Annotated in this window: 12 protein-coding genes; 4 read left to right on the top strand and 8 right to left on the bottom strand. The window is 72.2% G+C overall.

Features of this window, described 5'->3' with window-relative positions; translation table 11 throughout:
- Nucleotides 1–35 precede the first annotated feature (35 nt).
- Complete coding sequence (locus OG552_RS29550) at nucleotides 36–791, top strand: hypothetical protein (protein WP_329138088.1); 756 nt, start codon at nucleotides 36–38, stop codon at nucleotides 789–791.
- Nucleotides 792–1,060: 269 nt separating this feature from the next.
- Here OG552_RS29550 and OG552_RS29545 read toward each other — a convergent pair whose 3' ends face one another.
- The 4 genes from OG552_RS29545 to OG552_RS29530 all read right to left on the bottom strand — a co-directional run bounded on the left by OG552_RS29545 (nucleotide 1,061) and on the right by OG552_RS29530 (nucleotide 5,913).
- A complete protein-coding gene (locus tag OG552_RS29545; protein WP_329138086.1) occupies nucleotides 1,061–2,308 on the bottom strand; it encodes an MBL fold metallo-hydrolase in 1,248 nt (415 codons plus the stop codon).
- Nucleotides 2,309–2,554: 246 nt separating this feature from the next.
- Nucleotides 2,555–3,394, bottom strand: a complete 840-nt coding sequence (locus tag OG552_RS29540) for a GNAT family N-acetyltransferase (protein ID WP_329138084.1) — start codon at nucleotides 3,392–3,394, stop codon at nucleotides 2,555–2,557.
- 55 nt (nucleotides 3,395–3,449) lie between these two features.
- Complete coding sequence (locus OG552_RS29535) at nucleotides 3,450–5,468, bottom strand: M3 family metallopeptidase (protein ID WP_329138082.1); 2,019 nt, start codon at nucleotides 5,466–5,468, stop codon at nucleotides 3,450–3,452.
- 178 nt (nucleotides 5,469–5,646) lie between these two features.
- Entirely contained in the window at nucleotides 5,647–5,913 is a 267-nt protein-coding gene (locus tag OG552_RS29530) for a DUF5302 domain-containing protein (RefSeq protein ID WP_329138080.1), read from the bottom strand.
- 102 nt (nucleotides 5,914–6,015) lie between these two features.
- Between OG552_RS29530 and OG552_RS29525 the strand changes: the two genes are divergently transcribed.
- Together OG552_RS29525 and OG552_RS29520 are read left to right on the top strand one after the other, a co-directional pair.
- On the top strand, nucleotides 6,016–7,044 hold the full coding sequence (locus OG552_RS29525; RefSeq protein ID WP_329138078.1) for a saccharopine dehydrogenase family protein: 1,029 nt from the start codon (nucleotides 6,016–6,018) through the stop codon (nucleotides 7,042–7,044).
- Nucleotides 7,041–8,402 carry an alpha/beta fold hydrolase gene (locus OG552_RS29520; protein ID WP_329138076.1) on the top strand — a complete coding sequence of 454 codons (1,362 nt, stop codon included), beginning with the start codon at nucleotides 7,041–7,043 and terminating at the stop codon, nucleotides 8,400–8,402. Before OG552_RS29525 ends, OG552_RS29520 begins: the two co-directional genes overlap by 4 nt.
- A gap of 168 nt (nucleotides 8,403–8,570) precedes the next feature.
- On the opposite strand, the gene OG552_RS29515 is transcribed toward OG552_RS29520, so the two are convergent.
- From OG552_RS29515 to OG552_RS29505, 3 genes are all read right to left on the bottom strand, one after another.
- The gene (locus OG552_RS29515; protein ID WP_329138074.1) at nucleotides 8,571–9,377 is read right to left on the bottom strand and encodes an SAM-dependent methyltransferase; all 807 of its coding nucleotides are present in this window, start codon (nucleotides 9,375–9,377) and stop codon (nucleotides 8,571–8,573) included.
- Nucleotides 9,378–9,474: 97 nt separating this feature from the next.
- The gene (locus OG552_RS29510) at nucleotides 9,475–9,756 is read right to left on the bottom strand and encodes a DUF397 domain-containing protein (RefSeq protein ID WP_329141251.1); all 282 of its coding nucleotides are present in this window, start codon (nucleotides 9,754–9,756) and stop codon (nucleotides 9,475–9,477) included.
- Between the two features lie 36 nt (nucleotides 9,757–9,792).
- The gene (locus OG552_RS29505) at nucleotides 9,793–10,620 is read right to left on the bottom strand and encodes a helix-turn-helix domain-containing protein (protein WP_329141250.1); all 828 of its coding nucleotides are present in this window, start codon (nucleotides 10,618–10,620) and stop codon (nucleotides 9,793–9,795) included.
- A gap of 179 nt (nucleotides 10,621–10,799) precedes the next feature.
- Between OG552_RS29505 and OG552_RS29500 the strand changes: the two genes are divergently transcribed.
- Nucleotides 10,800–11,258 carry an ATP-binding protein gene (locus OG552_RS29500; RefSeq protein WP_329138072.1) on the top strand — a complete coding sequence of 153 codons (459 nt, stop codon included), beginning with the start codon at nucleotides 10,800–10,802 and terminating at the stop codon, nucleotides 11,256–11,258.
- Nucleotides 11,259–11,329: 71 nt separating this feature from the next.
- Here OG552_RS29500 and OG552_RS29495 read toward each other — a convergent pair whose 3' ends face one another.
- Nucleotides 11,330–12,142 carry an SGNH/GDSL hydrolase family protein gene (locus OG552_RS29495; protein ID WP_329138070.1) on the bottom strand — a complete coding sequence of 271 codons (813 nt, stop codon included), beginning with the start codon at nucleotides 12,140–12,142 and terminating at the stop codon, nucleotides 11,330–11,332.
- Between the last annotated feature and the right edge of the window lie 196 nt (nucleotides 12,143–12,338).

Below are 12,338 nucleotides of genomic sequence, written 5' to 3'. Positions count from 1 at the left end.
CCTGGCAAAGAGCAGCGGATGAACTCTGCGTCACGGTGGACGAAGGCGGCGAGACGTGGGGCTGGGACGCCCGCAGTCTGAGCGGCCCGGTGGCGGGTGACCGCTGGCTCCGCCTCCTGGCCGTACGCGCGGAGAAGGCCAGCACCGCCGCGTGGGACGGCCCGGAAACGGCGGAGAAAGCAATCCCCGCCACCGTCCCACGCCCCCGCCTCCACGCCGTCCACGACTGGTCTGAGGCTGACTACGCCTACCGCGCGGAACTGTACGAGCGCGTTCACGCCAGCTCCCTGAGCAAAACAGCCCTCGCACCCGCGAGTATCCGACTCCCGGACACCTGGTGGACTTCCCTCCGCGTCGCCCTGGCCGCCGTAGCGTCAACCCCCACCGACCGGACAGCCGTCCGCCAGGAACGCCTCCACTGGGCGATGCCCCAGTTCCTCGAAACGGACCTGGACACGACAGTGCCCCAGTGGTCCACAACGCACGCCGACATCCAGTGGTCGAACCTCGCTGGCCCAGATCTGTGCATCCTGGACTGGGAGCGATGGGGACTGGCACCGACCGGATACGACGAGGCGTGCCTGTACATCTCCAGCCTCGCCGTACCCGAGATCGCCGAACAGGTCCACGAGACCTTCAGGGAAGCACTTGACTCCCAAGCCGGCCGCTTCTCCCAACTCGTCGTAGCCAGCGAGTTCCTTCAAGGGATACAGCGCGGCAACAACCTGGAGTTGGAGACACCTCTTCGGCGGCATGTCGACAGCCTTCTTGAAGATGCACAGCGTCAGTGAAGGAATCAATACGCTGACATGCACAGGCCCGGTCGTTGCCTCCGGCGGCGACTGGGCTTCTGTGCAGGCCGCTGACTACGCGTCGTCTCGGATGCGAACCACGCGCACGGGCAGACGAAATGCGCCCCGCGATGCGGGCAGCGGGATGCAGTTGCTACTTGCCGCTTGTCCTCCGCGCGGAGGCCCGTCGATGGCCTTCACGACCTTCCGTCGCTCGTCTGCCGGCAAGCGCGAAAAGACATCAGTGATCTGACGAAGCTCGGCGTCCATCACGCCTCCACCGCGACCTCAGAGGGCTGTGCGGAGCCTGCCGGGTCTCTGGGCCAGACAGCCCAGCCGTTGACAGGAGTGACCGCTACGTCCCGCCACCACGGGTCAGGCTCGGGACAAGTGGCAGGCTCGAACGGCTGGCCGACGCGCGGGGACGCGGACTGCTGTCCGGCTTGGTGCGAGGCGAGCATCGTGCGTTCGGCAGGCTCGGCCCACGGGTGGAAGGCGAGGTTGAAAGTGCCCCAGTGGATGGGGAGCAGGACCCCGCCCGGCTGGCCGCCTTGCAGATCGAGGTGGGCGCGCAAGCCTTCGTCGGGTGTCATGTGAATGTCCGGCCACTGGCCTGGATCGGGCTTGCAGTCACAGGGCTCGCCCGGCGTACACTCAGTGTGGTTCTTGGGCCAGAACTCGCTGTAGGCGCCGATCTGGATCATCGTGGCGTCGAAGGGGCCGTGCTCGGCACCGATGTCGGCGAAGCCGGGGAAGTAGCCGGTGTCGCCGCTGTGGTAGATCCGGTGGGTGCCGTCGGTGACCACCCAGGACGCCCAGAGGGTCTGCTGCCGGCCGCGCAGGCCGCGCCCGCAGAAGTGCCGGGCGGGGGTGGCGGTCAGGGTGAGGCCGGCCACTTCGGTGGACTCGTTCCAGTCCAGTTCCCGCAGCCGCTCCGGCGGCACACCCCAGTACTCCAGGTGGGAGCCGACGCCCAGCGGCACCGCGAACACCACGTCGCTCCTGATCAGCGCCATGATCGTAGGCATGTCGAGGTGGTCGTAGTGGTCGTGCGAGATGACCACGACGTCGAGGCCGGTGAGCGAGGCCAGCGGCACCGGCGTGGGGTGGATACGGCGTGGTCCGACGAAGGCGAAGGGCGAACATCGCTCGCCCCAGACGGGGTCGAACAGGACCCGCCGGTCGCCGATCTCGGCGAGCACGGAGGAGTGGCCCATCCAGGTCAGCCGCAGACCGGAGGCGGCCGGCGTGGCGATGTCGGCCAGGGTGGTGGGGTGGACCGGGATCGGGCGCAGCGGTTTGCGCGACTGCCGGGCCTCCTTGCGGAGGCTGGCCGGCAGCGACTTGATCATGTCGCCGGTGGGGACGCTGCGGGCCCCCACCGGGTTGACGAACGCGCCGTCCGCCCAGTTCGGCGACCGGAGAATGCGCTCCAGCCGGGCGCCGGTCGGGTCCGCGCCAAAGGGTGCGGGGCGCAACTTCACGAGGCGGGAGGGCAGTCGGCCGGCTCCGGTCACAGGACCTCCATGCGGAATCGTCGGGCGGCGGTTTTCCGCCGTCTCCATTATGCGGCGGACCGGTGGCTCAGGTGGGGCCTTGGGTGGCTCTGGGTCACGCGTTCCGGAAGGGTTGCTCCGCAGAACAGAACCGGGATCGGCGCGGAATGGTTCCCCGCTCCGCCGGGCCGGTGCGTCGGCGGCAAGGGCGCCCGGCCCGGCGCGGTGTCACGCGAAGGCGTCAGGTGAAGGCGTCAGGTGAAGGCGTCACGTGAAGGCGACCGTCATCTGGTCACGGACCGCCGTGAAGCCGAGCCGCCGGTAGAGGCGGTTGCTGACCGGGTTCGCCAGGTCCGCGGAGAGCAGGACGGTCGCCGCGCCCGCGTCCAGTGCCGCTTGCGAGACGGCGGTGGTCACCGCGCCCGCGTAGCCGCGGCCCCGCAGCTCCCGCGGGGTGTAGACGGAGACGATCCGGATCGCGCCGTCCGCCGGGGCGGTGGAGCCGGCCATCGTGACCGGGGTGCCGTCCACTTCCCACAGGGTGCGGCCGCCGTAGGTGAGGGCGTCGTCCACCATCCGCTCGCGGCCGGGGAGGGGTTCGCCGATGTCCCGGCCGAACTCCTCGTGCCAGCGCAGCAGGAGCTCCCGGTCGCCGGGCTCGGCCACCCGGGCCCGGCCGGGCGGGGCGGGCAGCGGTGGGGTGAGGGTGCCGAGCCGGTAGGAGCGCATCTCGCGCTCGACCGTCACCGTGGCGGCGGTGCGCTCGCGCCACACCTCGGTGAAGGCGCGGACCGCCTCGCTGCCGCCGCGGACGCCGTCGAGCGGCGGCGGAAGTTCGGTGGCGAGGGCGCGGGCGGCCTCCGGGGTGCCCCGGGTGAGCAGTGGCGGGTACGGCGGGGTGCGCAGGAAGGCCGCGGCCACGGCGCCGCCGCCGTCCGGGCGCCACCAGCCGAAGTACGGCGGTTCCGCGCCGTAGACCTGGGGGCCGCGGCGCCGGATGGTGCCGCAGACGGTGCGGGGCACCGAGTTCTCCACCGGGTACCGGGCGAGGAAACCGCCGGCCTCGGCCTCGAAACGGTCCAGGTCGTCGGTGATCGTCCATCCCATCCCGCCATCCTGCGGCAGGGCGGCGGCGCACGTCATCCGGATATCCCGGAGTGCCTCAGGTGAGCAGCCCCCGGCGCTCCAGCAGTGGTTCGACCCTCGGGCCCCTCCCGCGCACTTCTTCGAAGGCCGCCATCGGGTCCTTGCTGCCGCCCCTGGACAACAGTTCGCGGCGGAAGGTGTCGCCGTTGGCGCGGCGCAGGCCGCCGTTGGACCGGAACCAGTCGACGGTGTCGGCGTCCAGGACCTCGCTCCAGATGTAGGAGTAATAGCCCGCGCTGTACTGGCTGTTGAAGATGTGCGAGAAGTACGTGGTCCGGTAGCGCGGCGGGATCGCCGGGAGGGCGAGGCCGGCTTCGTGCAGTGCCTTGGCCTCGAAGGCGAGGGCGTCGCCGGGGTCGGCGCCGGCCGGCAGGGTGTGCCAGGCCCAGTCGAGCAGGGTAGCCGCGAGGTATTCGACGGTGGCGAAGCCCTGGCCGAAGAGGGCGGCTTCCCGCATCCGGGCGACGGTCCGCTCGGGCATCGGTTCGCCGGTCTCGTGGTGGGTGGCGTAGTGGGCGAAGACCTCGGGCCACAGCGACCACATCTCGTTGACCTGCGAGGGGTATTCGACGAAGTCGCTGGGGACGGCGGTGCCGGAGAAGAAGGGGTAGCGGACCGCGGAGAACAGGCCGTGCAGGGCGTGGCCGAACTCGTGGAAGAGCGTGTCCACCTGGGTGAAGGTGAGCAGGGCGGGCTCGCCGGGGGCGGGCTTGGGGATGTTGTGGTTGTTGACGACCACCGGCCGCCGGCCGAGCAGGGCGGACTGGTCGACCAAAGAGTTCATCCAGGCGCCGCCCCGCTTGGTGTCGCGGGCGAAGAAGTCGATCAGGAAAAGGCCGATCCCGGTGCCGTCGGCGTCGAAGACCTCGAAGACCCGGACCTCCGGGTGGTAGCCGGGCAGGTCGGGGCGTTCGGTGAGGGTGATGCCGTAGAGCTGGTGGGCGGCGTGGAAGACGCCGTCGTGCAGCACCTTGTCGAGTTCGAAGTACGGGCGCAGTTCGGCGTCGTCGATGTCGTAGCGCTCCTTGCGGAGTCTGCTTGACCAGTACGCCCAGTCCCATGCCTCGACGGTGCCGCCGGCCAGTTCGGCGAGCGCTTGGGCCTCGCGCTGGGCGTTGGCGACGGCGGGCGGGACGAGCCGGGCGAGCAGGTCGGTGACGGCTTCGGTGCTGCCGGCGGTGCGGTCGGCGACGACGTAAGCGGCGTGGCTGTCGTAGCCGAGCAGGGCGGCGCGTTCGGCGCGCAGGGTGGCCAGGGTGACGGCGAGCGGGCCGTTGGTGTCCTGGGCGCGGTTCAGCGAGGCGTCCAGCAGGCGCTTGCGGACGTCCCGGTCGTCCAGGGCGGCCAGTTCGAACTGGTTGGAGAAGTTCTTCAGGCTGATCACCCAGCGGCCCTCGTGGCCCAGTTCGCGGGCGTTCTGGGCGGCGGCGGCGATGGCGTCGGGCGAGAGGCCGGCCAGCTGGGCGGGGTCGTCGAGCACCAGGGCGCCGGCCGCGTTGGCGGCCAGCAGGTTCTGGCCGAAGGCGGTGGAGGCGGCGGCGATCTCGGCGTTGAGTTCGCGCAGCCGGGCCCGGCCCCCGGCGGAGAGTTCGGCGCCGGCCCGGCGGAAGGTGGTGTGGTAGCGCTCCAGCAGCCGCAGCGACTCCGGGTCGAGGCCGAGGGTGTCGCGGGCCTCGTGCAGGGCCGAGATCCGGGCGAAGAGCGGGGCGTTGAGGTGGACGGCGTCGCTGTGGGCGGCGAGCAGCGCGCTGACCCGTGGTTCGATCTCGCGCAGGGTCTCGGTGACGTGTGACGACGCCTGGTTCTGGAAGGCCGCGCTCACCCGGCCCAGGAGGGCGCCGGAGCGCTCCAGCGCCACGAGGGTGTTCTCGAAGGTCGCGGGCTCGGGGCCGGCGGCGATCGCCTCCACCTCGGCCAGGTGCTCGGCCAGGGCGCGTTCGAAGGCGGGCAGATAGTGCTCGTCCCGGATCTCGGCGAACGGCGGCAGCTCGTAGGGCAGGGTGCTCGGGCTGAGGAAGGGATTCGTCGTCACCATTCCGACCCTACGCCGCAGGTCGCCGCCCCCGGGCGGCAATAAGACCGGCGGACCCGCGCCGGGGCGGGGGAAGAACGAGCCGGGTCGGGTGAAGAACGAGCCCGCCCGGCGGGGCTGCGGTGCCGGGCGGGCGGGGGAACAGGTGCGGTACGGCCGGGTGCGGGGCAGCCCCGGGGTGTCAGCCGCCGCTCTTGCGGCGGAACTCGCGGGGGCCGCCGGCGCGGCCGTGGGCCCCGTGGACCTTGGACTGGTCGGGGCCGCCTCCGCCGGTGCCGCCGTGGCGGGCACCCTGCTTACGGGCCAGTGCCTCGCGGAACTTCCGCTTCACCTCGTCCTCGTCCGGGTCCTGCGCCGGTGCGGGCGCCGTCTCGGGGTCCTCGGCCGCGGCGGCGTCCTGAGGGTCTGCTTCGGCGGCCACGGTGGCCTCGTGCTCTGGGTCGGTCATGGCACCAGCGTCGCATGCCCGGGGCCGACCGCCCACCCGATATCGCGCTGTGGGACAGCGCGTGTACGGTTCCGGTCACCACCTCCGAGGAGGATCAGACCCATGACCTGGCTGTTGTACGGCGCCACCGGGTACACCGGCCGCCTCATCGCCCGCCGCGCCGCCGCCGAGGGCCTGCGCCCGGTGCTGGCCGGCCGCAATGCCGCGAAGCTGGTGCCGCTGGCTGCCGAACTCAGCCTGGAACACCGGGTGTTCGGGCTCGGCGAGCCGGCCGCGATACGCCGCGGACTGGACGGCGTGACGGCGGTGGCGCACTGCGCGGGGCCGTTCGCGCGGACCGCGGTGCCGATGGCGACGGCCTGCATCGAGACCGGGACCGCGTATCTCGACATCACCGGGGAGATCGACGTCTTCGAGGCGCTGCACCGGCTCGGCCCGCGGGCCAGGGCGGCCGGGGTCACCCTGCTGCCGGGTGCGGGCTTCGACGTGGTGCCGACCGACTGCGTGGCCGCGCTGCTCGCCGCCCGGCTGCCCGACGCCACCCAGCTGGACCTGGCCTTCCTCGCCGGCGGCGGCCCCAGCCCCGGCAGCGTGCGGACCGCGCTCGAAGGCGCCTCGGACGGCGGCAGGATCCGGGCCGGGGGTGAGATCCGTACCGTCCCCTTCGGTTCGCGGCAGGTGCGGGCCGCCTTCCCGTCCGGTGCCCGCACGGTGGTGTCGGTGCCGTGGGGTGACGTCAGCACCGCCTACCACTCGACGGGCATCCCCGACATCACCACGTACACCGCGCTGCCGGGTCCGGCGCTCGCGGTCACCCGGGCGCTGCGGCTCGGCCCGCTGCGGGGGGTGGTGTCCGGTGCGGTGGGGCGGCTGGTGCGCGGGCCCGGGGAGCGCAGTCTCGGCGCCTCCCGCAGTGAGGTCTGGGGCCGTGCCCGGGACGCCGCGGGCAATACGGTGACCGCGACGCTGACCGGCCCGAGCCCGTACCGGCTCACCGCCGACGCGGTGCTGCGGATCGTGGACCTGCTGCCGGGGCTGCGGGCCGGGTTCCAGACGCCCTCGCTCGCCCTGGGCGCGGATTTCGCGGGCACCCTGGACGGTGTGACGGTGACCATGGACGCGCTGCGTTGACCGGGCAGGTGGGCGGCACGGTGCGGTTGCGCGCCGCTTACCCGGTGGAGGCCGCGGCGCTGACCGCGCTCGCCCTGCGGTCCAAGGCGCACTGGGGGTACGACGACGCCTTCATGGCCGCCTGCCGGGACGAACTCACCCTGCGCACAGGGGAGATCAGTGCCCGGCGGACGACGGTCGCCGAGGAGGACGGGACCGGGACGGTGCTCGGCTTCGTGACGATGGAGGGCGAGCCGCCGAAGGGCTCGATCGGCATGCTCTTCGTCGACCCGGACGCGATGGGCCGCGGCGCCGGCCGGCGGCTGTACGAGCACGCGCTGCGGGAGGCCGGACGGCTGGGGTTCACCCGGCTGGCCATCGACGCGGATCCGAACGCCGAGTCCTTCTACCGGGCGATGGGCGCGGTCACGGTGGGCCGGGTGCCGTCCGGTTCTGTCCCCGGCCGCACGCTGCCGCTGATGGCGGCCGAGCCCCCGGCTGCGGAGCGCCGCCAGGAACCGGCGGCGGCCGGCCGCGCCACCTTCGCGGGTTTCGACGGCACGCTGCTCGCCTGTCACCGGCGCGGTACGGGGGAGCCGCTGGTGGTGGTGCCCGGCGGGCCGATGCGGGCGTCGGCGTATCTGGGCGACCTCGGCGGGCTGAGCGCCCACCGGCAGCTGGTGCTGCTCGATCTGCGCGGCACCGGTGACTCGCAGGTGCCCGCCGACCCGGCCACGTACCGCTGCGACCGCCAGGTGGCCGATCTGGAGGCGCTGCGGGGCGAACTCGGACGGGAACGGCTCGATCTGCTCGCGCACTCCGCAGGCGCCGATCTGGCGATCCTCTACGCGGCCCGGCATCCGGAGCGGGTCCGTACGCTGACGCTGGTCGCGCCGGGCCTGGTGGCGCTGGGTGTGGAGTTCACCGCGGCGCAGCGCAAGCAGGCGCTGGCGGCGCGGCCCTTCGAGCCGTGGCACGCCGAGGCGGCCGCGGCGATGGACCGGGTGTTCGCCGGACGGGAGACCGGGGCGGACTGGGATGTGCTGGAGCCGCTGACGTACGGCCGGTGGGACGCGGCCGCGCAGGCGCTCTCGGCGGCCGACGCACGGCAGCGCAATACGGCGGCGGGCGGCAGTTACCGGAATCCGGCGGCCTTCGACCCGGCCGCGACGAAGGTGGCGCTCGCCGCTCTGGCCGCGCCGGTGCTGCTGCTGGCCGGGGAGGTCGACGGCGGCCCGCACCCGGAGGCCGCGGCGCAGGCGGCGGCGTTCTTCCCGCACGCGACGGTGGCGGTGCTGCCCGGCAGCGGGCATTACCCGTGGCTGGACGACCCGGAGGGCTTTGTGCGGGCGGTGACCGCCTTCACCGGCGCCGGGTGACCGCCGGTGGCCTTCCGGAGCTGCGACCCGGCGCTCCGCCCGCCGGCGCCGGAGCCGCTGCGGCCTTCCGGTCCCGTGATTGCACCCGCCGGCGCCGGGGCCGCTGGGACCTTCCGGTCCGGCGGGCCGGCCTCCCCGGGGGGATGAGGGGGGAAGCCGGCCTGCGGGTCAGGCCTTGCGGCCCAGGCCGCCGTAGACCGAGATCCCGCGCAGGTCCTCGGGTTCCGGCTCCGGTCCGTCCGGGCGCCACAGCGGCACCTGGACCAGGCCGGGCTCGACGAGTTCGAAGCCGGCGAAGAGGGCCAGCACCTCGGCGTGGGTGCGGGCGGTGAGCGACGCGGTGGCCTTCTTGTAGATCTCCAGGACCTCGTCCACGTGGTCCTGGTGGAAGTCGCCGGTGGCGTGCGACAGGACCAGGTGGCTGCCGGCCGGCAGCATGTCGCGGTAGGCCCCGATCATGCCGGCCGGGTCCTCGGCGTCGGTGACGAAGTGCATCACCGAGACGGTCATCAGGGCGATCGGCTGCTCGAAGTCGATCAGCTCGCCGATGGTGGGGTGCTCCATGATGCTCTGCGGGTCGCGCATGTCACCGAGGAAGAAGCCGGTGTTGCCGGCGCCGAGCAGGCGGGCGCCGGCGTGGGTGGCCACGATCGGGTCGTTGTCGATGTAGGCGACCCGGGCGTCCGGCGCCACCGACTGCGCGATCTCGTGGGTGTTGGGCGAGGTGGGGATGCCGGTGCCGATGTCGATGAACTGCCGGATGCCGCTCTCGGTGAGGTAGCGGACCGCGCGGGTGAGGAAGTCGCGGTTGGCGCGGGCGCTGGCGGGGACCTCGGGGGCGATGTCCAGTACGCGGTCGGCGGCCTCGCGGTCGACCTCGTAGTTGTCCCGGCCGCCGAGGAAGTAGTCGTACATGCGGGCCGGGTGGGGCCTGCTGGTGTCGATCTCCTCGACGGGGAATCCCTGGTCGGTCACGCCGTCCTCCGCTTCATCGATAGGTGGTGCTGGTCCTGCGCCCGGCGCCGGGCGTGCCCGTGGTGCGTGTCGTGCCCGTTCGGCACGGGGGTGAAGGTCATGAGAGGAGGAAGTCCGCCTCGCCGGCCTTGGCGCCGAGGATGAAGGTGGTGATCTCGTGATTGGTGTAGATCAGCGCCGGTCCCTGCGGGTCGGTGGACTGCCGCAGCGCCACCCGGCCGTCGTTGAGCTTCTTCGCCTCGACGCAGGAACCGCCGTTCCCGCCGCTCCAGGGCTTGCGCCAGCCGTCCGCGCCGAGCGCGGCGGCGGGCATCCCGTTGTACACCCCGTCGTAAACAGCTTCGTACAGGTCTTCGTACCCGTGGGCGCCGTCGTACATGGCTTCCACGCGGTCGTTGGTGCCGCGATCCATGGTTCAGATCTCCTTGCGCATGCCATCGAGGATGGCCTTGGTACTCTGTGCCGGCGCTGCCTGCGCGCACATCCGGTCCAGCGCTTCCAGGAACGTCGAGACGTCGTCCCGCTCATCGAAGTAGACGCCGCCGACCAGGCTCTCGGCGTACGCGATGTCGGGGATCTCCTGCAGCTGGAACCGGAAGATGTGGAACGGCCCGTACATGGCCGGGTGCGGTCCCGCGGCGTACGGGATCACCTGCAGCCGTACGTTGGGCAGTTCGGTGGCGTCCATCAGGGCGCCGATCTGGTCGCGCATCACCGTGCGGCCGCCGATCGGGCGGCGCAGCACGGTCTCGTCCATCACGACCCACAGCAGCGGCGGCGCGTCACTGCGGGCCAGCAGCGCCTGGCGCTCGATGCGCAGGGTGACCAGCCGCTCGATCTCCTCCGCGGCGGCGTGCGGCAGTCCGGCCCGCAGGACCGCGCGGGCATAGTCGGGGGTCTGCAGCAGGCCGGGGACGTAGTGCGGCTCGTAGGCGCGGATCACGGCGGCTTCGCCTTCGAGGCTGACGAAGGCGCTGAACCAGTCGGGCAGGACGTCCCGGAAGCTGTGCCACCAGCCGGGGCGGTTGGCCTCGCGGGCCAGGGCGAGGAAGCCGCCGATCTCCTCGGCGGAGGTGACGCCGTAGGTGGACAGGAGCTTCTCGACATAAGGGAGTTTCAGCCCCACTTCCGCCTTTTCCATCCGGCGGATCGTGGCGTGGGTCACATCGAGCGCACGTCCGGCTTCCTCATAGCTGAGCCCCGCCTGCTCCCGGAGATCCTGGAGGCGTTTCCCGAGCACCATGCGCAGGACGGTCGGAGCACCACCCGGCCGCGGGTCCATCACGAGTCTCATCCTCCAACTCCCTTGACTGACAAGCAGTGTGTCATGACGTCAGCGTCGGGCGACAGCATGTTCGGCCGATTCTGCAAATTACAGATCGGACCTTGCCATGTGTCCGTCACGGGCCTCATAGTTGCGGAGTGGTTCATTCACCTGACGCCGTACGGCCCCAGAGCCGTGCCGGGGTCGGCGATCCGGTCCGCCGTGACGTGTTCCGGCTGCCTGCGCTGAGCGCGTCCGTCGCGGACGCCCGCGGGCGGGTCAGAGCGCGCCTGGGCGAGTGGGGTACGGATCCGGAAGCCTGCGACGACGCGAGTCTGATCGTGACGGAACTGTTCACCAACGCCGTCCGGCACACCGACAGCGAGAAGATCAGCTGCGTCCTCCAGGAGGCCGGCGGGGTCATCCGGCTGGAGGTCACCGACCAGGGCAGGGGAACCGGGGTCCCCGAGCCTTGTGCCGCCGAAGCCGACGAGGAAGGCGGGCGGGGGCTGCTGCTGGTCAGCGTCCTCTCGCTGGCCTGGGGATCGGACCCGGCAGACAGCGGTACCGGGCGCGTGGTGTGGGCGGAGATCGCCGCCCACCACGCGCCCTACTGATTTCCGGCGGGGTTTCCGGTCGGCCCGCCCCCGCGGGCCCGCCGCCGGGCCGGTCTAGCCGCCGGGCCGGCCTAGAGCGGCAGCAGGTCCGGCCGCTTGGGCGCCACCTCGTCCCCCGAGGACTCCCCGCGCAGCCTGCGGCCGATCCACGGGACCAGATACTCCCGGGCCCACTGGATGTTGTCCCGGCGCACCGCGGACGGCGGACGCCACTGCTCCACCGGCCACGGCCGGTCCGGGTCGGCCGCCACCTCCAGGCCCAGCACCTGCGCGGCCCGCTGTGCGACCCGGGTGTGCCCCTCGGGCGACAAGTGGAGCCGGTCCTGGCTCCACGCCCGCCGGTCCTGCACCGAGCGCAGCGACCACAGATCGAGCACCGGGCAGTCGTAGCGGTCCGCGATGGCCCGGACATGGGCGGTGTACGTGGCGATCTTGCCGCGCAGATGGCGCAGCACCGGCACTCCGCGGGTGTCGAAGCCGGTGCAGACCAGCACGGTGCCGACCGCCGAGGTGAGGTCGGCGACGGCGGCCTCGAAGCGCTCCGCGATGGCGTCGGGGTCGGTGCCGGGCCGCAGGATGTCGTTGCCGCCGGCGCAGAAGGTCACCAGGTCGGGGGCGAGTTCCCGGGCCCGGGGCACCTGTTCGGCCACGATCTGGTCGAGCAGCCGGCCGCGCACCGCGAGGTTGGCGTAGCGGAAGTCGCCGGGCGGCGCGGACCGCGCCCGCCGGTCGGCGAGAAGGACGGCGAGCCGGTCGGCCCAGCCGACGTAGGTGCCATCGGGCCCGGGGTCGCCCACACCTTCGGTGAAGCTGTCCCCCACCGCCGTGTACGACCCGATCGCGCCTTTACTGTCAGTACGGTCGGTCTGCGAATCGTCAGCCACGTCGGGCCATTTTGCTCCTCCGGCCGCGACTTACGCGACCGTAGGGAGCGAGCCGTCCGCAGTGATTCATCCCACCAGGCCAAAACGGCGCCGAAAAGAATAGTTCCATCGGCCACATACCCGTCGGTACGTGGTTACCGGGCTACCGTATCGTCACCATTACGCCGGCAATGCCGCTGCGTGCCGAACAACGACC

This window comes from Streptomyces sp. NBC_01476 (genome assembly GCF_036227265.1).
Taxonomy (GTDB): domain Bacteria; phylum Actinomycetota; class Actinomycetes; order Streptomycetales; family Streptomycetaceae; genus Actinacidiphila.
Note: the sequence above shows the minus strand (reverse complement) of the source record. Positions and strands in the feature narration are given on the sequence as shown.